We start from the raw sequence: 20,028 nt of genomic DNA, 5'->3' as shown, positions 1-20,028 counted from the left end.
AACATGAGCAGGCGCGCCCTCTCGGTCGCCCTTCTCGTCGTCGTCGTGTTCGCCGGACTCCCGGCACCGACGCTCGGCGCGGAGGCGACCGCTTACATCGACGACGTCTCCGTCTCGCCCGCACAGCCGACGCCGGGCGAGCGGTTCATCCTCTCGACTACCGTACAGAACGCGCAGAACAGCCCGTCGAACCTCCAAGTGACGGACGTGTACGTCCGCACCGCGAGCGGCTCGAACGACCTCGCGCGGGCCGAAGACCTCGGGACGATTCCACCTGGGAGCGACCTGCAAATCCCGCTTTCAGTCCGACTCGCCGACGCGGGGACCTACGACCTCCGCGTGACCGTCGTCGGCCGGAGCGACGGCCAGGTCCAGCGACTCCAGTACCCCGTCGTCGTCCGCGTCCGCGAGGGCGGCCCGCAGGTGACCGTCGAGGTCGGCGACGCGGTCATCGGCACGGAAACGCCCGTCCAGGTCACCGTCTCGAACGGCGAGGAGGAGGTGGCGCGCAACCTTCGACTGTCGGTAGCGGCCGAGGACGCGACCGTGCGGAACGACACCCGCGTCGTCCCGCGCCTCGACTCCGGACAGGCCCAGACGTTCCAGTTCGACGTGACGCCCGGCGCGACCGACTCCGAGGTGACGGCGACGCTGCGCTACACCACCGCCGACGGCAACGCCCGGACGACGACGACCACCGCGCCGCTCGCCGCCGACGAACTCCGAGAGAACGTCCGCCTCGACGCGACCCTCGGCGACGGCGCTCGCCCCGCGGTCGTCGTCGACGTGACGAACCTCGGCAACGCGCCCCTCGAAGACCTCGTCCTCTCGCTTCGCGATGGCGACGCGACCGTCGTCGGGAACCCCGTCGGAACCGTCGCGGCCGAGTCCACCCGGACCGTCCGGCTGAACGTCTCGTCGGTCGACCGCGCGACGCTCGACGTGGTCGCCGACTACGAGACCGGCGGGCGCGACGGCTCCGCGGCGACGACCATCGACTACGTCGCCGCCCCCGGTCGGATTTCGCTCACCGGCGTCGACGTGGAGCGCGAAGACGGGAAGATACACATCTCGGGCAGCGCGAGCAACGTCGGCCTCAGCGACGCCCAGAGCGTCGTCGTCCGGGTCGTCCCGACCGACAGCGTCACTCCCGAGCGCCCCTACAAGGAGTACTTCGTCGGCTCGGTGCCCGCGAGCGACTTCGCCTCGTTCGACCTCTACGCCACCGTCGACGACGGCGTGACCTCCGTCCCGGTCGAGGTGACCTACCTCGCCGACGGCCGCGAGCGGACCGTCGAAACGACGGTGGACGTGAGCGACCTCTCGCAACCCGTCGACTCGAACGACGGCGGCGGCGGTCTCGGCACCACGCTCCTCCTCGTCGGCGGCCTCGTCGCCCTCCTCGTCGTGGTCGGCGTCGGAATCTACGCCTACAGACGACGCTGATTCGAGATGAACCACATCATCGAACTCCAACGCGTCTGGAAGCGTTACGACACCGGCGGCGAGGTCGTCGAGGCGCTCAGGGACGTGGACTTCCACGCCGACCCCGGCGAGTTCGTCGCCGTCATGGGGCCCTCGGGTAGCGGGAAGTCCACGATGCTGAACGTCCTCGGCCTCCTCGACACGCCGACTGAAGGGACCGTCTACCTCGACGGACAGGACGTGACCGACCTCTCCGACCGGGAGATGACGGTCCACAGAAAGCGCTTTATCGGCTTCATCTTCCAGAGCTTCCACCTGATTCCGACGCTGTCGGCGCTGGAAAACGTGGAAATGCCGACGCTGTTCGGCGACGACCCGACCGCCCGCGACCGGGCGACGCGCCTGCTCGAACGCGTCGGCCTCGGCGAGCGCCTCGACCACCGACCCGACCAGCTCTCGGGCGGGCAGAAACAGCGCGTCGCCATCGCGCGGGCGCTCATCAACGAGCCGCGCATCCTGCTCGCCGACGAGCCGACGGGGAACCTCGACCGGAAGACCGGCCGGAGCGTCCTCGACCTGTTCGACGAGATTCGCCGCGAGGACGACGTGGCGGTCATCGCCGTCACTCACGACCCCCAACTCGGCGACTACGCGGACCGAACGGTCGAACTCATCGACGGGAGGATACAGTGAGCGTCCTCGACGACCTCTTCCGGCGCGTTCCCGCGCTGTTGATGGCGCGTCGGAACCTCTCGCGCAACCGCATCCGCTCGGGGCTCGCCGTCCTCGGCATCATCATCGGCGTCCTCGCCATCGCGTCGCTCGGCATGTTCGGCACGACGCTCCGCACCGGCGCGAGCCAGCAACTCGGCGACATCGGCAACGAGATCAGCGTCTCGCCCAACTTCCAGGAGGGAATCGAGGAACTCACCGAACGCGACGTCGACGAGATTCGTCGCGCGGTCACCGACGGCGCGGTCGTCCCCGTCCGCTCCGAGTCGAAACTCGTCTCGCGAGGTGATCGACAGACCGTCACAACGGTCTACGGGATGGAAGACCCCGGCGCGCTCTACGAGGCCGAGGAGGGGCGTATCCCCGACCGGCTCAGACAGGGCGCGCTCGTCGGCTCCGGCACCGCCGGCCTGCTCGACATCGAGCCCGGAAACACCATCTCCGTCGACGGTCGAACCTACCGCGTCTCGGCCGTGTTGGCCGAACAGGGCGGCATCTCGCTCGTCAGCCCGAACAACGCCGTCATCGTCCCCGTCGAGGACGTCAACGGCACGGGCTACTCGCAGGTCGTCGTCAGCGCCGACTCCGGACAGGCCGCGAACGAGTCGGCGGTCGCCATCCGCGAGGCCCTCAACGAGCGCGAAGAGCGCGTCTCGGTGTTCGAACTCCAGTCCATCACGGCGGGCATCAACGAGTTCTTCGGCATCCTCAACGCCTTCCTCATCGGCATCGGCTCCATCTCGCTGGTCGTCGCCGGCGTGAGCATCCTGAACGTCATGCTCATGAGCACCATCGAGCGCCGCCAGGAAATCGGCGTCCTCCGCGCCGTCGGCGTCCAGCGCGGCGACGTGATTCGCATGATTCTCGCCGAGGCCGGCCTGCTCGGCGTCGCCGGGGGCGTCATCGGCGCGATACTCGCGGTCGGCGCGGGCGTCGCGCTCAACGCGTTCGTCCTGAACGACCCGCTCGCGACCTTCCAGGTGGCGAACCTCCTCTACATCGTCCTCGCGGTCGGATTCGGCGTCGGCACCAGCGTCCTCTCGGGGCTGTACCCGGCGTGGAAGGCGGCCAACGAGCGGCCGGTGGAGGCGCTCAGGAAGTAGTTGGGACTACGGGAGCGGAGTTTTGATGAAAAATGGGGCGTCGTCGGCCGCGCGTTGACCGATTACTGCAAAATTTTTTGAGGTTGGTTAGGCGTTGGGTCCAGACCATCTCTGGAGAGTCGCGGAACTCGAACCAGACTCGTCGGTCCAGACGACGCGGACGGTCGCACCTGCGAGGTTAACGTCTGCAGCGGGTAGATCTGGATCCGTTCCCGTCATTGCCAGACCAAATGAGCTGTCGTTGATCTCAATTGTTTTACCGGCATTCATCGGGTCCGGTATGTCTGGTCCGGTTGTAAACGACTTACTAGTACCTGCACCGTCTACTGCGCCGCTAATCGCTACTGAGAGCCGAGCGGACGCAATTTGTGACCCACTCTCGTGAGTGATCTTGAGTACGTCACCATTCACACCGTCATTGCCCCCCACATTCGCTGAGTTGTTGTTGTAATCGAAACTGAAGCTCGCCTGCGGGGCGGTCGCCGTCTGCCCACCCAGTCCGAGGACGAACGTCCCGATAACGGCCGCGAGAATCACCGTAATCGCGACCATCAGAATCACGCCGATGACCGGCGAGACTGCACCATCGTCTGCTAGTAGTTGTCTTATTTTCATGAGTTGTATGCTCCATACATACGCGGACCGTCCGCGGAGAACCCACCCGAAGAGCGGTATGTACGAGTAGTACCTAGGTGGTAGTGGACATAAATCTAACCGAAGATACGACAACAAAAATCACGTTCGTCCCTAGCACACTGTCAGATTAGTTGCCAGTACGCGCTCTCGGGGCTCGATACGACGGTGGAAAATCGGGTCGCCGCGGGCGGCTCAGATGTAGTCGTGATCGGCGAGTCGCTCGACGGCCTCGCGGAGTCGCTCTTCGCTCGCGGCGTAGGAGATGCGGGCGTAGCCCGGCGCGTTGAAGGCGCTACCGGGGACAGTCGCGACCTTCGCGTCCTGAATCGCGCCCTCGCACCACGCCTGGTCGTCGTCGTCGACGGGGAGCATCATGTAGAACGCGCCCTTCGGGACGGCGACATCAACGTCGTGTTCGGCGAGGAGGTCCACGAGCATGTCGCGGCGGGCCTCGAACGCCTGTCGCATCTCCTCGACGTCGTCGTCGGTGCGCTCCGAGAGCGCCTCGACGCCGGCGTGCTGGACGAAGTTCACGGCGCAGGAGACCGAGTGCGAGTGGAGCTTACCGGCCTGCGAGATGAGGTCCGACGGGGCGTGGAGGTAGCCGAGCCGCCAGCCGGTCATCGAGAACGCCTTCGAGAAGCCGTTGATGGTGATGGTGCGGTCTTCCATCCCGTCGAGGGAGCCCAGCGAGGTGTGCTCGAAGCCGTCGTAGACGATGCGCTCGTAAATCTCGTCGGAGATGACGGCGAAGTCGTGTTCGACCGCGAGGTCGCGGACGCCTTCGAGCGCCGCGTCGGAGAAGACGCCGCCCGTCGGGTTCGACGGGGAGTTGACGACGAGGAGCTTCGTCTCGTCGGAGACCGTCTCGGCGAGTTCGTCCAGTGCGGGCTCGAGCCTGAAGTCGTGCTGTGCGAGGTCGACGCGGCTGAGCGTGCCGCCGGCGAGTTTGACCATCGCCTCGTAGGAGACCCACGCGGGGTCGAGGAGAACGACCTCGTCACCGTCGTCGACGAGCGTCTGGAACGTCTCGAAGAGCGCCTGCTTGCCGCCGGGCGTGACGATGACCTCGTCGGCCTCGGCGTCGACGCCGTTGCCGCGGAGCTTCGCCGCGATTGCGTCCTTGAGTTCCGGGATTCCGTTCGACGAGGTGTAGCTCGTGTGTCCCGCGTCGAGCGCGTCCTTCGCCGCCTGCGTGATGTTGTCCGGAGTCGGGAAGTCCGGCGCGCCGACCGAGAGGTCGACCACGTCTTCGCCCTGCGCTTCCAGTTCGCTCGCGAGGTTCGAGATGGCGAGCGTCGCGCTCGGTTCGACGCGGCCGACTCGGTCGCTGAAATCGAAGTTCATGCCAACGCCTCCACCATATCAGTCGCAGCGTAAACCGCTTCCGCACCTTTGCTGACGCGCTCGCGCGCCTCCGCGCCGCTCATGCCGGGGCCGGAGACGCCGAACGAGACCGGCGTGTCGCGGTCCAACGAGACCTCAGTCAGCGACTTCGCGGTCGCGTCGGCGATGACGCGGTCGTGGTCGGTGTCGCCGGTGACGATTGCGCCGACGACGGCGACGGCGTCGATATCGTCGCGGCGGGCGAGTCGGTCGGCCGCGAGGGGCGAGTCGTACGCGCCGGGGACCTGAATCGTCTCGACCACCTCCGCGTCGCGCTCGGCGGCCGCGTCGCGGGCCGCCGCTTCCATCTGCTCCGTGACCGACGAGTTGAATCGGGCCACGACGAGTCCGAGTGAGACCATGGCCGACCCTTCCCGCCTCGGATAAAAGAACTACCGACACCGACCGAATTTGGTCTCCGGCGACGGGCAAGCACAAAAGTTGTATTGTCGGCGTTGCGATGGGTGGGCATGAGTACTGACAGTGGGACCGAGACGGTCACTCGGTCCCGTTCCCTCCTGGCGCTTTCGGGCGCGGTGGTCGTCGCCCTCCTCGTCCGCCTCGTCGACCTCGGCGGCCGAATCTTCCACTGGGACGAAGGCCGCGTCGGCTACTGGATTCTGCGCTATCACGAGACCGGCGAGTTCTCCTACCGGCCCATCATCCACGGCCCGTTTCTCCCCGTCGTCAACGACTATCTCTTCGCCGTCCTTCCGGCGACCGATTTCACGGCGCGGCTCCCTGTTGCCGTCGGCGGCGGCCTGCTTCCGCTTTCGGTCTGGCTGTTCCGAGAGCATCTCCGCCGCGACGAGATGGTCGCGCTCGCGCTCTTCTTCGCGGCGAACCCCATCTTGGTCTACTACTCGCGGTTCATGCGCAACGACGTGCTGGTGGCCGCCTTCTCGTTCGTCGCGCTCGGCTTCGTCGTCCGCGCGTACGACACCGGCCGCCTCGCCTACCTCATCCCCGCGGGCGTCTCCTTCGCGACCGGGTCGGCGGCGAAGGAGAACTACGTCGTCTACCTCGCGTGTTTCCTCGGGGCGGCGTTCCTCGTCTTCGACCACCGACTGCTCGCCCGGACCTCGGCCGGCGAGTCCGCCCGCGACATCCTCTTTTCGGAACTGCCCGCGAGCATCCGCGACCGACTTCGCGCACGCGGGGCGGGAAGTCTCGGTTACGGCGCGATTCGGTACGCCGCGGGCGTCCTCGGGGGTCTGCTCGCCTTCCTCGCCGTCTTCGTCTTCTTCTACGCGCCGCGGCCCGACCTCTGGAACGCGCTCGGCGGTTCAACTGCGGTTCTGCCCGTCCTCGAAGCCGGGACCGTCGGCGCGGTTTCGGAGATGTTCGGCAGTTGGCTCGGCGGCGGACACCAGTCCCACGAGTATCTCCCGTATCTGAAGGACTTCCTCGAAACGTTCGTCTACGGCGCGCCGGTGCTCATCGTCTTCGCGCTCGTCGGCATCGTCGTGGACCGCTACGGCGTCGTCGCGGGGCGGGTCCGGTGGCTCGTCGCCTTCGCGACCTACTGGGGCGTCGTGAGCATCTTCGGCTACCCGCTGGCGACCGACATCCAAGCGCCGTGGGTCGTCGTCCACGCGATCGTCCCGCTCGCAGTCCCGGCGGCGGTCGGCGCGGCGTTCGTCTTCCGCTCCGGCGTGCAGGCGCTCGACGCCAAGGACACGGTCGGCGTCGGCCTCGCGGCGCTCGTGCTCGTCGCCTCGGTCGGCGGCGTCGCGGCCGCCAACGTCGACTACTGGAACGCCTCGACCGACGAGGACAAGGAGGTGCTCCAGTGGGCCCAACCCGAAAACGACCTCAAGGCCACGCTCGACGACGTGGAGCGCGTCTCGGCCGCCAACCCCGGAACCGACGTGCTCCTGTACGGGACCCACCCGCCGGACAGCGACGAGACGCACTTCTACGTCTCCAACGAGTCGAACCCGCTCGGCGGGCCGTCGTGGCACAGCCGACTCCCGCTCCCGTGGTACTTCGAGGGCTCGGGCGTCGAGCGTACCAGTAGCGCGCCGGACGCGAACGTCTCCGAGGTGACCGCCGACGCGCCGCCGGTCGTCATCGCCTACGAGTGGGACCGAACCGAACTCGAATCCGAACTCGACGGCTACGTCGCGCGCCAGCACGCCTTCAAACTCTGGAGCGAGGACGTGGTCGTCTTCATCGACGAGGACGCCCTCGCCGCCGCGAACGAGACGCGGGGCTGACGCCGGTCGGCGGCGTCCGACGAACCGATTTTCCCCGCGTTCGACGCGTTCCAGCGCCCGGCCCGTTCTGCGTCTTCTACACCGTTTATATCCACGAATGTGCTCATTTGAACGCATAATGTGGCAACGTTTATGCACCGACGTACTGAACCCGCGACTGTGACCGTCACCGTACCCGGATCCACGCTCGGCGTCGTCGGTGGGGGCCAGCTCGGGCGTATGCTCGGCGAGGCCGCCGCACCGCTCGGCGTCGACATCGTCGTGCTCGACCCGACACCCGACTGCCCGGCATCGGCCGTCGCCGACCAAATCGTCGGCGACTTCGACGACCCCGAGGCGATGGCGGAACTCGCCGCGCGGGCCGACGCGCTGACGTTCGAAATCGAACTCGCCGACCCGGACCTGCTCGACGAACTGGCCGCCGAGGAGGGAATCGAGGTCCACCCCTCGCCCGACGCGCTCCGGACCATCGAGGACAAACTGGTCCAGAAAGACACCTTCGGCGAGGCGGACATTCCGATTCCGCCGTTCCACCGCGTCGACGACGCGGCCGACCTCCGCGACGCGCTCGACGAGTTCGGCTCGGTCATGCTGAAAGCCCGGACCGGCGGCTACGACGGCCGCGGAAACGTCCCCGTCACCGACCCCGAGGACGCCGAGTCCGCCATTGAGGCGGTCGGCGGCCCGGCGATGGCCGAGGCGTTCGTCGACTTCGAGCGCGAACTGTCGGTCATCGGCGTCCGCGGCGAAGACGAGATTCGGACCTTCCCCGTGGGCGAGAACGTCCACGAGGAGGAGATTCTCCGCGAGACCGTCGTCCCGGCGCGGACGACAGACGAAGTTCGCGAGGAGGCCGACCGCGTCGCCCGCGAGGTGCTTTCGCACCTGCCCGGCCGCGGCGTCTTCGGCATCGAGCTGTTCGAGACGGCGGCTGGCGACGTGCTCGTCAACGAGGTCGCCCCGCGCCCGCACAACTCCGGCCACTGGACCATCGAGGGCGCGCTCACCTCGCAGTTCGAACAGCACGTCCGCGCCGTGCTCGGGTGGCCGCTCGGCGCGACGACTCGCCGGTCGCCCACCGTGATGGCGAACGTCCTCGGCACCGTCGACGAGAGCCGACCCGCGCGGCTCGGCGGCCTCGACGACGCCCTCGGTGAATCGGGCGTCTCGCTGCACTGGTACGGCAAAGACGAGGTGCGCCCGCTCCGCAAGATGGGCCATCTCACCGCCGTCGGCGACGACGACGTCGACCTCGAAGCGCTTCTCGAACGCACGCGAGACCTCCGGGACGGACTTCACTTCGACTGATACACAATGACGACAGAACGGGACCTCATCGACGAACTGCACGCACAGGCCGACGCCGACCGCGACCCCGAGACGACGCCCGACGTGGGCATCATCATGGGGTCGGACTCCGACCTCGACGTGATGTCCGGCGCGCACGAGGCGCTGGACACGCTCGGGTTCGGCGAGCAGACCGACTTCGACGCGCCGCCCGAAGAGCGGTTCACCTACGAGACGTACGTCGTCTCCGCGCACCGGACGCCCGACCTGATGTACGCCTACGGCGACACCGCGCGCGACCGCGGCGTCGAGGTCATCATCGCCGGCGCGGGCGGCAAGTCCGCGGACCTGCCAAACATGACCGCCTCCATCGCGTACCCGATTCCGGTCGTCGGCGTCCCCGTCCAGGAGAAGTCGGTCGACTCGGTCATCGGGATGCCGACGGGCGCACCCATCGTCGCGGTCGACGCCGGAAAGTCGTTCAACGCCGCGCTGTCAGCCGTACAGGCGCTCTCCCGCGGCTACCCCGAGCTCGAAGACCGACTCGTCGAGTACCACGAAGACCTCGTTTCCGACGTGGCCGAGACCTCGGCCGCGCTCCACGACCTCGGCGTCGCGGGCTTCCGCGAATCGCGGTAGCGAAGCGTCCGCCGTCGCCGGTCAGTGGTCCGCAATCGGGGGTCGCTCCGGGCGTCGAAACCCTGCCCGTGCGGGGTTCCGGGCGTCTCTCGCGTATTTTCCAAATAGAAGCTCTCTCGCGCCCGAAACACACAAATCAATGTTTATAGGGGAGCGCTTCTAACCGCCGCACGTCAGGGAGACACGGCATGAGTGATTGGATTGCAATCGGTGCGATGGGGCTGGTTGGTGTCGGCATACCGCTCGCGATGATGGCGGTGTCGGCGCTGCTGCGCCCAAGCGTACCGGAACAAGGAAAGAGTGCCACGTACGAGAGTGGTGAGGTGCCGACAGGCACGGCGCGCGTCCAGTTTAACATTCAGTACTACATGGTCGCGCTGCTGTTCCTCGTGTTCGACATCGAGACCGTCCTGATTTTCCCGTGGACGGTCATTTACCGCTCGGCCCTCGAACAGGGCGCGTCGCTGGCGACGATTCTGACGCCGATGCTCGTTTTCATCGGTATCCTCGTCGTCGGCCTCGTCTGGGCGTGGCGCAACGGCGCAGTCAAGTGGGTCAAAAGCCCGCAGGCAAACCGTCGTAAGACAGAGAGGCAAGATGCATGAGTAGCGAACAGAAGCCATTCGTCACGGACGACACACAGGTACAGACCGAGACTCGCGACGCCCGGATGGCGGGGGCGGACGACCGGTTCAACTCGAAGCTTCGGGAGGCGTTCGGCTCGTCACCGTTCATCCTCACGAAGTTCGACAAGTTCATGAACTGGGTCCGCGGGTCCTCGATGTTCATGCTGCAGTTCGGTATCGCGTGCTGCAGCATCGAGATGATGCACACCTACGGAATCAAGCACGACCTCGACCGGTTCGCGGCGGGTGTGCCGCGCGCGTCGCCGCGACAGGCCGACGTGATTATCGTGCCGGGGACCATCGTCTCGAAGTTCGCCCCGCGCATGAAGCGCGTCTACGACCAGATGCCCGAACCGAAGTTCGTCGTCGGCATGGGGTCGTGTACGATTTCCGGCGGCCCGTTCCAGGAGGGATACAACGTCATCAAGGGCGCAGAAGAGGTCATCCCGGTTGACATCCACATCCCCGGCTGCCCGCCGCGCCCGGAGGCGCTCATCTACGGTATCGCGAAGCTCCAAGAGCGCATCGCGAACGGCGAGTCCAGCCCGGTGACGGTCAAGCCGTACGAACTGGAGCAGTTCGGCGACCTCGAACGCGACGAAATCGTCGACAAGCTCGCGGCGGAAATCGACGAGGAAGACCTCGTCATGCGGTACAACTGGGCTGATTCGCCATGAGCCTCGAAGAACAACAGTCCGACGACCCCGCGGAACTCGAATCGGGCGTCAGCCGCGGCGACGAACTCGCCGACCTGCTCGGCGACCTCGTCGTCGGCCGCGAAGAACACCTGAACGCGCCAGGGCTCGTCATCCGTCCCGACGAGGTCCAAGACGCGCTGTTCAAGCTCCGCGACGAGGCCGGGTTCGACCACCTCTCGTGTGTGACCGCACAGGAGTACGAGGACCGCTACGAGTCCATCTACCATCTGACGAAGTTCGACGACCGGACCGACGAGGTCTCGGTCGTCGTGCCCACCTCGAAGGACAACCCGGTCAGTCAGTCCGCCGAGCCGGTGTTCCGGACGGCCGACTGGCACGAGCGCGAGGCGTACGACCTCGTCGGCATCCAGTACGAGGACCACCCGGACCTGCGTCGCATCCTGCTTCCGGACACGTGGCAGGGTCACCCGCTCGGACTGGACTACGACCAGGACCGCCCGCAGATAGCGACGCTCCGCGAGCACGCTAACCCGCTCGAGGAGGACCACCGCGCCGGGGACAGCAACACGATGTACATCAACATCGGGCCGCACCACCCGGCGACCCACGGCGTGCTGCACGTCGAGACGGTCGTCGACGGCGAGCAGGTGGTCGACCTCGATTCCGACATCGGCTACCTCCACCGCTGCGAGGAGCAGATGTGTCAGCAGGGGACCTACCGGCACCAGATTATGCCGTACCCCGACCGCTGGGACTACATCTCGGCGGGACTGCTGAACGAGTGGGCCTACGCCCGCACCGCGGAGGACCTCGCGGACATCGAGGTCCCCGAGTACGCCCAGATCATCCGCACGATGGGCGCGGAACTGTGCCGCATCGCGTCGCACATGATCGCGCTCGGCACGTTCGCGCTGGACGTGTACGGCGACTTCACGGCCATCTTCATGTACGCCATGCGGGACCGCGAAATCGTCCAGAACATTCTGGAGGACCTCACCGGTCAGCGCATGATGTTCAACTACTTCCGGCTCGGCGGGGTCGTCTGGGACCTCCCCGAACCCCGCGAGGAGTTCTTCGAGAAGATTCGCGACTTCATCGACGAGCTCCCGCAGGCGCTCGAGGAGTACCACGACATGATCACCTCGAACGAGATTCTCCAGGCGCGGACGGTCGGCACGGGCGTCCTGCCGCCTGAGGTCGCCAAGAGCTACGGTGCGACCGGACCGGTCGCCCGCGGCTCGGGCATCGACTACGACCTCCGCCGCGACGACTCCTACGGCTACTACGACGAACTCGACTGGGACGTCGTCGTCGAGGACGGCTGCGACAACTTCTCGCGCCTGCTCGTGCGCATGCGCGAGGTCGAGGAGTCGGCCAAGATCATCCAGCAGTGCGTCGACCTGCTCGAAGACTGGCCCGAAGACGAGCGGAACATCCAGGCGAACGTTCCGCGCACCCTGAAGCCCGAAGAGGACACGGAGATCTACCGCGCCGTCGAAGGCGCGAAGGGCGAACTCGGCATCTACATCCGCGCCGACGGCACCGACAAGCCGGCCCGATTCAAGATCCGCAGTCCGTGCTTCTCGAACCTCCAGACGCTCCCCGAGATGTCCGAGGGTGAGTACATCCCGGACATGATTGCCTCGCTCGGCAGTCTCGACATCGTTCTCGGAGAGGTGGACCGGTAATGAGTCTGCAAGCGGTCCTTCCGGACACGATCAGCGGCCTCCTCGGTCTCGAAGGCATCCTCGGCGACGTCGTCGGGGGTCTCGTTGGCGCGTTCCTCATCGCCAACATCATGCTCATCATGACGGCGTTCGCCGGACCGTGGGCGAAGCGGAAGATCACGGCCGCCTTCGGTGACCGCATCGCAGTCAACCGAATCGGTCCGTTCGGTCTCCTGACCATCGTCACGGACGCGGTCCGACTGCTGTCGAAGGAACTCATCGTTCCCGAGGGCGTCGACCGTCCCGCGTGGGACCTCGCGCCGATGGTCATTCCCTTCTCCGCGCTGCTCGGATTCGCCGTCATCCCGATGGGTAACGGCATCCAGCTCGCGGACCCCGAGACCGGTCTCGCGTTCGCCTTCGCCGCGGCGTCTATCGCCTCGCTGGGCATCGTCATGACCGGCTACGCATCGAACAACAAGTTCTCGCTCATCGGCGCGCTCCGCGCGGTCGCGTCGAACATCGCCTACGAGATCCCGCTCGTCGTCACGGCGGCCTCCGTCGTCATCTTCGCGGGGTCGCTCCGCATGAGCGAAATCGTCGCCGTGCAGGCCGAGCCGCTGCTTTCGGTCGCGGGCGTGACGATTCCGACGTGGTTCGCGTTCGTGAACCCCTTCGCGTTCGCGCTGTTCATCATCGCGAACCTCGCGGAGGTCGGTCGTAACCCGTTCGACATCCCCGAAGCGCCGACCGAGATTGTCGCCGGGTTCCAGACCGAGTACTCCTCGGTCTACTTCGTGCTCATCTACCTCGGTGAGTTCATCCACATCTTCCTCGGCGGCGCTATCGCGGCGACGCTGTTCCTCGGCGGTCCGGCGGGCCCGGTCCTGCCCGGATTCGTCTGGTTCACCATCAAAATCTGGGCGTTCTTCCTGTTCACCCAGTGGGCGCGCTCCGCGATTCCGCGCCTTCGCGTCGACCAGTTCCTCGAAATCGGTTGGAAGGGGATGCTCGTGCTCTCCTTCGCCAACCTGGTTCTCACGGCCATCATCGTGGGGGTGATTGTATGATCGGAATCCTGAAAGGCATGGCAGTGACGCTGAGGCACGCGCTCGACGGCGAGACGTTCACGGTCGAGTACCCCGAGACCGCGCCAGAAGTGAGCCCGCGTTTCCGCGGCGTCCACAAGTTCAGCCAAGAGCGGTGTATCTGGTGCCGTCAGTGTGAGAACGTCTGTCCGAACGACACGATTCAGATCGTTCAGGACGACAAGCGCAACGGCGAGCAGTACAACCTCCACATCGGCCAGTGTATCTACTGCCGGCTGTGCGAGGAGGTCTGTCCCGTCGACGCCATCCTACTCACGCAGAACTTCGAGTTCACGGCGGACACGAAAAACGACTTCGTCTACAACAAAGAACAGCTCAAGAACGTCCCGTGGTACAAGGATATCGACCCGCTCAACTCTCGCAACCCCGACCGCAACGCGTGGATCGGCGAGGGCGAAGGAGAGGTCGACTACCAGTAACATGACCGCGAGTGAATCGTTCGAGTCCCGTCAGCCCGCGTCCGCTACCGGACGCTGAGGACGTTCTCGAAATGTTCAAAGGGATATCTCAAGGAGACATACACAATGGTTTATGAAACCATCGCGTTCGCGCTGTTCGCCCTCGTCACCGTGGGCTGCAGCCTGGGCGTCGTCCTCGTGCGGGACATCTGGCATTCCGCACTCCTGCTCGGGGGCGCGCTCTTGAGCGTCGCGGTGCATTACGTGATGTTGCAGGCGGAGTTCCTCGCCGCCATGCAAGTCCTCGTCTACGTCGGCGGGGTACTGATTCTCATCACGTTCGCCGTGATGCTGACGCGTATCGATCCGGAGGTGAGTAGTACATGACCACGAAACCGCAGCTGAAACTCGGTTCGCACCTCGTGCCCGGACTGGCTGCCGTCGCGCTGTTCGTCGTGATGGCGGTCGTGTTCCTCGGCGCGTCGTTCCCGAACCCACAGGGGTTCGCAGAGGGAGCAAACATAACCGCGAGCATCGGCTATTCGATGTTCAACCTCGACTTCGGGGACGTCGCCGGGGAAGGGTTCCTCGCCGCGTTCATCGTCATCGCGGTAACGCTCGACGTCGCTCTTGACGGTGCCATCCACCTCGCACGGCGCGAGGAGGGTGGTCAGATGCGGACTATTCTGACCGACGGCGGCCGTGAACTCAAGCGAACGTTGTTCGACGACGAGGAGGATGACCGCTGATGGTGCCCCCGCAATACTATCTGCTCTTGTCGGCGGCCGTGTTCTGCATCGGCGTTTTCGGCCTCTTGACCCGACGGAACGCGCTGTTGTTCCTGATGTCGGTCGAACTGATGCTGAACGCCGCGAACATCAATCTCGTCGCGTTCTCGCTCTACTGGGGGAACGTCACGGGGCAAACGTTCACCCTGTTCACGCTGGCGCTCGCGGCCGCGGAGGTCGCAGTCGGTATCGGTATCATCCTCGTACTGTACCGTAACTTCGACGACGTGGACGTGACCAACGCGACCACGATGAGGTGGTAATATATGGCAGGTATCTTAGACTTCGCTCCGGCCATCGTCCTCCTCCCGTTCCTCTCGTTCCTGATCGCACTCGGGGCGGGACGGTACATGCCGAAGGGAGGCGCGCTGGCGGGTATCGGCGCGACGGCAGGCTCGTTCGTCCTGTCCATCGCGACGTTCTTCGCCGTCAGCGGCGGACAGACCTACAACCAAACGATTTACACGTGGGCGGAGGGCCTCGACGCCATCAACCTGACGTTCGGTCTGCTCATCGACCCGCTTTCGTCGATGATGCTCGTCATCGTGACGCTCGTCGCGCTCCTCGTCCACATCTTCAGCCTCGGATACATGAACGACGAGGGCGAGACGGGCCTCCCGCGTTACTACGCCGGACTCGGCCTGTTCACGGCCTCCATGCTCGGGTTCGTCGTCGCCGACAACCTGCTCATGGCGTTCATGTTCTTCGAACTGGTGGGCCTGTGTTCCTACCTGCTCATCGGCTTCCACTTCCGGCAGGACGGCCCGCCGAGCGCCGCGAAGAAGGCGTTCCTCGTCACCCGCTTCGGTGACTACTTCTTCCTCATCGGCGTCGTCGCCGTCTTCGCGACGTTCGGCTCCGCCGCCTTCGCGGGCCCCGATGCCTTCCCGGTCCTCGCCGAGGAGGCGCTCGCTGGCGAACACTCGGTCAACACGTTCCTCGGCATGGGCGAACAGGCGTGGTTCACCGTCGTCGGCCTCCTCGTTCTCGGAGGCGTCGTCGGTAAGTCCGCGCAGTTCCCCCTGCACACGTGGCTTCCGGACGCGATGGAAGGTCCGACGCCCGTCTCCGCGCTCATCCACGCAGCGACGATGGTCGCGGCCGGCGTCTACCTCGTCGCCCGGATGTACGGGTTCTACGTGCTGACGCCGACGACGCTCGCCATCATCGCCCTCATCGGCGGATTCACCGCCCTCTTCGCGGCGACCATGGGCGTCGTCAAGAAAGAGATCAAGCAGGTGCTCGCGTACTCGACTATCAGCCAGTACGGCTACATGATGCTCGGCCTCGGTGCCGGTGGCTACGTCGCGGCGACGTTCCACCTCATGACGCACGCCTTCTTCAAGGCGCTGCTCTTCCTCGGTGCCGGTTCGGTCATCATCGCGATGCACCACAACGAGAACATGTGGGACATGGGCGGTCTGAAAGACAAGATGCCCGTGACCTACTACGCGTTCCTCTCCGGGTCGCTCGCCCTCGCGGGCATCGTCCCGTTCGCGGGCTTCTGGTCGAAAGACGAGGTCCTCTACGAGACGCTCATTCACGGCCTCGGCGGCAGTCCGATTCTGCTCGCCGCGTACGCGATGGGTCTGCTCGCCGTGTTCTTCACGGGGTTCTACACCTTCCGGATGGTGTTCCTCACCTTCCACGGCGAGCCACGGTCCGGAACGGCGCGTGACCCCCACGGCGTTCGCTGGAACGTCAAGGGTCCGCTCGCCGTCCTCGGCGTGCTCGCCGCGACGACCGGGCTCGTCAACATGGTCCCGGTCGAGAAGCTCTTCGGCATCGAGGGAATCGACTTCCTACACCAGTTCCTCGACGGGAGCTTCAGTTCGCTGAACGCGCACCACTACGCCGAACTCATCCCGTACAGTTCGGGCTACATCGGCGGCGAGGCCGGAACGGTTGCCATCGGCGCGGCCGTCTCGCTCGGCTTCGCGCTCGGCGGTGCCGCGCTCGCGCACGTGCTGTACAACGTCCCCGAACCCGTCGAACACACGGACAAGCTCGGGAGCATCAAGACCGTACTGTACAACAACTACTACCAAGACGAGTACCAGGTCTGGATCGCGACCGGCGTCGTCCAACCCATCTCGCGCGTCCTCGATAAGTTCGACCAGGGTATCGTCGACGGCGTCGTCAACGGTATCTCCAGCGTGAGTCTGTTCGCTGGCGGTCGCGTCAAGCGCGTTCAGACCGGTGTGGTGAGCAACTACGCCGCGCTCCTCACGCTCGGTCTGACCGCGCTGCTTCTCGGTCTCGGTCTGCTCGGAGGTTGGTTCGCATGATAATCGAAGCGCTCATCGCAGTCACGTTCCTCGCCGCGCTGGTCACCTTCGTCGTGCCGAACCGGTACGCCGGCAAGGCGGCCTTCGCGCTGAGTCTGGCTCCCGTCGTCGGGAGCCTCTACATGTGGCAACAGTACGACGCGAGCGGGAACGCCTTACTCGGCGGGAACATCGCGTTCGAGACAGACGTCGCCTGGCTGCAACTCGGCCAGTACGACATCCACTGGATGGTCGGCGTCGACGGCATCAGCATGCCGCTTGTCGTCCTTACGACCATCCTCACCACGCTCGCTATCGTCAGCGCGTGGACGCCCATCTCGGAGCGTCAGTCCCAGTTCTTCGGCCTGATGCTTCTCATGGAGGCGAACCTGCTCGGCGTCTTCACGGCGCTCGACTTCTTCGTCTGGTTCATCTTCTGGGAGGCTGTGCTCCTGCCGATGTACTTCCTCATCGGCGTCTGGGGTGGCCCGCGCCGCAAGTACGCGGCTATCAAGTTCTTCGTCTACACGAACATCGCGTCGCTCGTGATGTTCATCGGGTTCATCTCGCTCGTGTTCGGTCTCGGCGACTCGATCTCGTCGTTCCGCCTGCCCGAAATCGCGCAGGCGTTGCAGGCCGGACAGCTCGGAAGCTTCGCGGGACTGTCGGCCGGCGCACTCGCGTCGGTCGCGTTCATCGCGATGTTCTTCGGGTTCGCGGTGAAGGTCCCGGTCGCCCCGCTCCACACGTGGCTGCCGGACGCACACGTTGAGGCCCCCACGCCGGTGTCGGTCATGCTGGCGGGGGTCCTCCTGAAGATGGGTACGTACGCCCTGCTCCGGTTCAACTTCACGATGCTGCCAGAGACGGCGCGCGCCTTCGCGCTGCCCATCGCCCTGCTCGCCGTCGCGAGCGTCATCTACGGCGCACTGCTCGCGCTGGCCCAGCAGGACCTCAAGCGCATCGTCGCGTACTCCTCCGTCTCGTCGATGGGGTACGTCATCCTCGGTCTCATCGCCTACACCACCTACGGCGTCGGCGGTGCGACCTTCCAGATGGTCGCCCACGGCCTCATCTCCGGACTGATGTTCATGGCCGTCGGCGTCATCTACAACACGACCCACACGCGCATGGTGTCGGACATGTCCGGCATCGCCGACCGGATGCCCGTCACGGCGGGCATCTTCGTCGCCGGCGCGTTCGGGTACATGGGTCTGCCGCTCATGGCCGGCTTCGCGGCCGAGTTCTTCATCTTCAAGGGCGCGTTCGAGTCCACGGTGATGGAGGCCATGCCGCTGTTTACCGGCGCCGCGATGTTCGGTATCGTCATCGTCGCCGGTTACCTGCTGTTCGCGATGCAGCGGACGCTGTTCGGACCCTTCCGGTTCGACGGCGACTACGACATCACGGAAGCGCCGTTCCACGACGTCGCACCCCTCGCGGTGCTGCTCCTGCTCACCATCGTGCTCGGTGTCTCTCCGGACATCTTCTTCACGATGATTCAGGACGCGGTTAACCCGATTCTCGAACTGGGAGGTGCGTTCTAGATGACGCCCCTCCAGACGCTCCCGGAGTGGGCGGCGACGGCTCCCGCCATCGTGCTCGCGCTGACGGGGCTCGCGCTGCTGCTCATCGACACCATCGACCCGGACTCCACGAACAACGGCCTTCTGGCCGGCACGGCGACGCTCGGCGCGCTCGCCGCCGGCGGCATCGCCGGCTGGTTCCTCATCGGCGGAACCGGCATGGAGTCCACGGGCGGCGCTATCTCGCTGTACGGCGACGCGCTCGTCGTCGACGGGATGAGCCTGTTCTTCACGCTCATCTTCACCAGCGTCGCCGCGATGGTGACCGTCGCCTCCTACGACTACCTCGCGGACGAGCCCCATCAGGGTGAGTTCTACTCGCTCGTGATATTCGCCACGACTGGCATGACGCTCATGGGGATGTCGAACTCGCTGGCGACCGTCTTCATCAGCCTCGAACTGGCGTCCCTGCCCTCGTACGCGCTCGTCGCGTTCCTCAAGAAGGACCGCGGCAGCATCGAGGCCGGTCTGAAGTACTTCCTCATCGGCGCGCTGTCGTCGGCGGTGTTCGCGTTCGGTATCAGCCTCGTGTTCGCCGTCACCGGCTCGCTGGTGCTCCCGGAAGTCGCCGCGTCGCTCGCCGAAGGCACCGAACTCGTCGGCGTCCTCGGTCTCGGCGTGCTGATGATCGCCGGGGGCTTCGCGTTCAAGACCGCCTCCGTCCCGTTCCACTTCTGGGCCCCGGAGGCCTACGAGGGCGCGCCCGCTCCCGTGAGCGCGTTCCTCTCGTCGGCGTCGAAGGCGGCCGGCTTCGCCGTCGCCTTCCGCGTGTTCACCGTCGCGTTCCCCCTCGAAACCGTCACCGCGGTCGGCGGCGGGAGCGTCGACTGGTCGCTGCTGTTCGCGGTGCTCGCCGTCGTCACCATGACGCTCGGTAACTTCGCGGCGGCGACCCAGAACAACGTCAAGCGGATGCTCGCGTACTCCTCTATCGGTCACGCGGGGTACGCACTCATCGGCCTCGCGGCGATCACCACCGACGGCGGTGCCGCGAACGGTGACGTGCTCGGCGCGAGCATGGCCCACCTGTTCGTCTACGGCTTCATGAACACGGGCGCGTTCCTGTTCATCGCCATGGTCGAAAAGTGGGGCCTCGGCCGCACCTTCGAGGACTACAACGGTATCGCGTCGAAGGCGCCCATCGCCGCCTCGGCGATGACCGTCTTCATGTTCTCGCTCGCGGGGCTTCCGCCGTTCGGCGGCTTCTTCTCGAAGTACGCCCTGTTCGAGTCGGCTATCGGGTCGGGCTTCTGGTGGCTCGCCGCGGTCGGCGCGGTCAACAGCGCGCTGTCGCTGTTCTACTACAGCCGCGTCGTGAAGGCGATGTGGATCGAGGAGCCGTCGAAGCCCCTCGAAATCGGCAGCCAGCCGGTCGGTCTCTACGTGGCGATTATCTTCGCCGCGGTCGGGACGGTCCTGCTCCTGCCCGGCTTCCAACCCGTCATCGAGACGGCGCAGACCGTCGCCGCGGCGCTCTTCTGAGCGTTTCGGCGATTCGGTT

The 20,028-nt window shown here is 65.7% G+C and carries 20 protein-coding genes; 17 read left to right on the top strand and 3 right to left on the bottom strand.

Annotated features, from left to right (window positions below):
• Positions 1-3: 3 nt before the first annotated feature.
• Genes DEQ92_RS03895 through DEQ92_RS03885 form a run of 3 tightly spaced genes read left to right on the top strand, consistent with a single transcriptional unit; the run spans position 4 to position 3,260 of the window.
• On the top strand, positions 4-1,446 hold the full coding sequence (locus DEQ92_RS03895) for a hypothetical protein (protein WP_004977655.1): 1,443 nt from the start codon (positions 4-6) through the stop codon (positions 1,444-1,446).
• Positions 1,447-1,452: 6 nt separating this feature from the next.
• The gene (locus tag DEQ92_RS03890; RefSeq protein WP_004977654.1) at positions 1,453-2,118 is read left to right on the top strand and encodes an ABC transporter ATP-binding protein; all 666 of its coding nucleotides are present in this window, start codon (positions 1,453-1,455) and stop codon (positions 2,116-2,118) included.
• A complete protein-coding gene (locus DEQ92_RS03885) occupies positions 2,115-3,260 on the top strand; it encodes an ABC transporter permease (protein ID WP_004977653.1) in 1,146 nt (381 codons plus the stop codon). Before DEQ92_RS03890 ends, DEQ92_RS03885 begins: the two co-directional genes overlap by 4 nt.
• 87 nt (positions 3,261-3,347) lie before the next feature.
• Here DEQ92_RS03885 and DEQ92_RS03880 read toward each other — a convergent pair whose 3' ends face one another.
• The 3 genes from DEQ92_RS03880 to ribH form a co-directional block, all read right to left on the bottom strand.
• Positions 3,348-3,875 carry a type IV pilin gene (locus DEQ92_RS03880; protein ID WP_115804680.1) on the bottom strand — a complete coding sequence of 176 codons (528 nt, stop codon included), beginning with the start codon at positions 3,873-3,875 and terminating at the stop codon, positions 3,348-3,350.
• A 213-nt stretch (positions 3,876-4,088) separates the two neighbouring features.
• Positions 4,089-5,243: a pyridoxal phosphate-dependent aminotransferase gene (locus DEQ92_RS03875; protein ID WP_115804681.1), complete on the bottom strand. Its 1,155-nt coding sequence runs from the start codon at positions 5,241-5,243 to the stop codon at positions 4,089-4,091.
• A complete protein-coding gene (gene ribH, locus DEQ92_RS03870) occupies positions 5,240-5,644 on the bottom strand; it encodes a 6,7-dimethyl-8-ribityllumazine synthase (RefSeq protein WP_004977650.1) in 405 nt (134 codons plus the stop codon). Before ribH ends, DEQ92_RS03875 begins: the two co-directional genes overlap by 4 nt.
• Positions 5,645-5,752: 108 nt before the next feature.
• Here ribH and DEQ92_RS03865 point away from each other — a divergent pair, with 108 nt between their 5' ends.
• The 14 genes from DEQ92_RS03865 (at position 5,753) to DEQ92_RS03800 (ending at position 20,009) form a co-directional block, all read left to right on the top strand.
• On the top strand, positions 5,753-7,501 hold the full coding sequence (locus tag DEQ92_RS03865; protein ID WP_115804682.1) for a flippase activity-associated protein Agl23: 1,749 nt from the start codon (positions 5,753-5,755) through the stop codon (positions 7,499-7,501).
• Between the two features lie 159 nt (positions 7,502-7,660).
• On the top strand, positions 7,661-8,809 hold the full coding sequence (locus tag DEQ92_RS03860; protein ID WP_115820433.1) for a 5-(carboxyamino)imidazole ribonucleotide synthase: 1,149 nt from the start codon (positions 7,661-7,663) through the stop codon (positions 8,807-8,809).
• Between the two features lie 6 nt (positions 8,810-8,815).
• Positions 8,816-9,427, top strand: a complete 612-nt coding sequence (purE, locus tag DEQ92_RS03855; RefSeq protein WP_049968279.1) for a 5-(carboxyamino)imidazole ribonucleotide mutase — start codon at positions 8,816-8,818, stop codon at positions 9,425-9,427.
• Positions 9,428-9,615: 188 nt separating this feature from the next.
• Positions 9,616-10,032, top strand: a complete 417-nt coding sequence (locus tag DEQ92_RS03850; protein WP_004977646.1) for an NADH-quinone oxidoreductase subunit A — start codon at positions 9,616-9,618, stop codon at positions 10,030-10,032.
• On the top strand, positions 10,029-10,730 hold the full coding sequence (locus tag DEQ92_RS03845) for an NADH-quinone oxidoreductase subunit B (RefSeq protein ID WP_004977645.1): 702 nt from the start codon (positions 10,029-10,031) through the stop codon (positions 10,728-10,730). The genes DEQ92_RS03850 and DEQ92_RS03845 overlap by 4 nt, the downstream gene beginning before the upstream one ends.
• The gene (locus tag DEQ92_RS03840) at positions 10,727-12,400 is read left to right on the top strand and encodes an NADH-quinone oxidoreductase subunit D (RefSeq protein WP_004977644.1); all 1,674 of its coding nucleotides are present in this window, start codon (positions 10,727-10,729) and stop codon (positions 12,398-12,400) included. The genes DEQ92_RS03845 and DEQ92_RS03840 overlap by 4 nt, the downstream gene beginning before the upstream one ends.
• The gene (locus DEQ92_RS03835; RefSeq protein WP_004977643.1) at positions 12,400-13,449 is read left to right on the top strand and encodes a complex I subunit 1 family protein; all 1,050 of its coding nucleotides are present in this window, start codon (positions 12,400-12,402) and stop codon (positions 13,447-13,449) included. Before DEQ92_RS03840 ends, DEQ92_RS03835 begins: the two co-directional genes overlap by 1 nt.
• A complete protein-coding gene (locus tag DEQ92_RS03830; RefSeq protein ID WP_004977642.1) occupies positions 13,446-13,907 on the top strand; it encodes an NADH-quinone oxidoreductase subunit I in 462 nt (153 codons plus the stop codon). The genes DEQ92_RS03835 and DEQ92_RS03830 overlap by 4 nt, the downstream gene beginning before the upstream one ends.
• Positions 13,908-14,012: 105 nt before the next feature.
• Positions 14,013-14,273, top strand: a complete 261-nt coding sequence (locus DEQ92_RS03825; RefSeq protein ID WP_004977641.1) for an NADH-quinone oxidoreductase subunit J — start codon at positions 14,013-14,015, stop codon at positions 14,271-14,273.
• The gene (locus tag DEQ92_RS03820) at positions 14,270-14,635 is read left to right on the top strand and encodes an NADH-quinone oxidoreductase subunit J (protein ID WP_004977640.1); all 366 of its coding nucleotides are present in this window, start codon (positions 14,270-14,272) and stop codon (positions 14,633-14,635) included. Before DEQ92_RS03825 ends, DEQ92_RS03820 begins: the two co-directional genes overlap by 4 nt.
• Positions 14,635-14,937: an NADH-quinone oxidoreductase subunit NuoK gene (gene nuoK, locus DEQ92_RS03815; RefSeq protein WP_004977639.1), complete on the top strand. Its 303-nt coding sequence runs from the start codon at positions 14,635-14,637 to the stop codon at positions 14,935-14,937. The genes DEQ92_RS03820 and nuoK overlap by 1 nt, the downstream gene beginning before the upstream one ends.
• A gap of 3 nt (positions 14,938-14,940) precedes the next feature.
• Entirely contained in the window at positions 14,941-16,962 is a 2,022-nt protein-coding gene (gene nuoL, locus DEQ92_RS03810) for an NADH-quinone oxidoreductase subunit L (protein WP_004977638.1), read from the top strand.
• The gene (locus DEQ92_RS03805) at positions 16,959-18,488 is read left to right on the top strand and encodes a NuoM family protein (RefSeq protein ID WP_004977637.1); all 1,530 of its coding nucleotides are present in this window, start codon (positions 16,959-16,961) and stop codon (positions 18,486-18,488) included. Before nuoL ends, DEQ92_RS03805 begins: the two co-directional genes overlap by 4 nt.
• Positions 18,489-20,009 (top strand): NADH-quinone oxidoreductase subunit N, encoded by a 1,521-nt coding sequence (locus DEQ92_RS03800; protein ID WP_004977636.1) that lies wholly within the window; start codon positions 18,489-18,491, stop codon positions 20,007-20,009. It begins immediately after the preceding gene.
• The last annotated feature ends 19 nt before the right edge of the window (positions 20,010-20,028 follow it).

The organism is Haloferax sp. Atlit-6N, assembly GCF_003383195.1.
Taxonomy (GTDB): domain Archaea; phylum Halobacteriota; class Halobacteria; order Halobacteriales; family Haloferacaceae; genus Haloferax; species Haloferax gibbonsii.
This window is presented reverse-complemented; position numbering and strand designations above follow the sequence as displayed.

Bases quoted from the DNA above. Each gene is read 5' to 3' on its own strand.
- DEQ92_RS03820 (WP_004977640.1), top strand. From the start codon at position 14,270: ATGACCACGAAACCGCAGCTGAAACTCGGTTCGCACCTCGTGCCCGGA.
- nuoK (WP_004977639.1), top strand. From the start codon at position 14,635: ATGGTGCCCCCGCAATACTATCTGCTCTTGTCGGCGGCCGTGTTCTGC.
- DEQ92_RS03890 (WP_004977654.1), top strand. From the start codon at position 1,453: ATGAACCACATCATCGAACTCCAACGCGTCTGGAAGCGTTACGACACC.
- DEQ92_RS03830 (WP_004977642.1), top strand. From the start codon at position 13,446: ATGATCGGAATCCTGAAAGGCATGGCAGTGACGCTGAGGCACGCGCTC.
- DEQ92_RS03840 (WP_004977644.1), top strand. From the start codon at position 10,727: ATGAGCCTCGAAGAACAACAGTCCGACGACCCCGCGGAACTCGAATCG.
- DEQ92_RS03875 (WP_115804681.1), bottom strand. From the start codon at position 5,243: ATGAACTTCGATTTCAGCGACCGAGTCGGCCGCGTCGAACCGAGCGCG.
- purE (WP_049968279.1), top strand. From the start codon at position 8,816: ATGACGACAGAACGGGACCTCATCGACGAACTGCACGCACAGGCCGAC.
- DEQ92_RS03835 (WP_004977643.1), top strand. From the start codon at position 12,400: ATGAGTCTGCAAGCGGTCCTTCCGGACACGATCAGCGGCCTCCTCGGT.
- DEQ92_RS03845 (WP_004977645.1), top strand. From the start codon at position 10,029: ATGAGTAGCGAACAGAAGCCATTCGTCACGGACGACACACAGGTACAG.
- DEQ92_RS03825 (WP_004977641.1), top strand. From the start codon at position 14,013: ATGGTTTATGAAACCATCGCGTTCGCGCTGTTCGCCCTCGTCACCGTG.
- DEQ92_RS03850 (WP_004977646.1), top strand. From the start codon at position 9,616: ATGAGTGATTGGATTGCAATCGGTGCGATGGGGCTGGTTGGTGTCGGC.
- DEQ92_RS03800 (WP_004977636.1), top strand. From the start codon at position 18,489: ATGACGCCCCTCCAGACGCTCCCGGAGTGGGCGGCGACGGCTCCCGCC.
- DEQ92_RS03880 (WP_115804680.1), bottom strand. From the start codon at position 3,875: ATGAAAATAAGACAACTACTAGCAGACGATGGTGCAGTCTCGCCGGTC.
- DEQ92_RS03865 (WP_115804682.1), top strand. From the start codon at position 5,753: ATGAGTACTGACAGTGGGACCGAGACGGTCACTCGGTCCCGTTCCCTC.
- DEQ92_RS03895 (WP_004977655.1), top strand. From the start codon at position 4: ATGAGCAGGCGCGCCCTCTCGGTCGCCCTTCTCGTCGTCGTCGTGTTC.
- DEQ92_RS03805 (WP_004977637.1), top strand. From the start codon at position 16,959: ATGATAATCGAAGCGCTCATCGCAGTCACGTTCCTCGCCGCGCTGGTC.
- ribH (WP_004977650.1), bottom strand. From the start codon at position 5,644: ATGGTCTCACTCGGACTCGTCGTGGCCCGATTCAACTCGTCGGTCACG.
- nuoL (WP_004977638.1), top strand. From the start codon at position 14,941: ATGGCAGGTATCTTAGACTTCGCTCCGGCCATCGTCCTCCTCCCGTTC.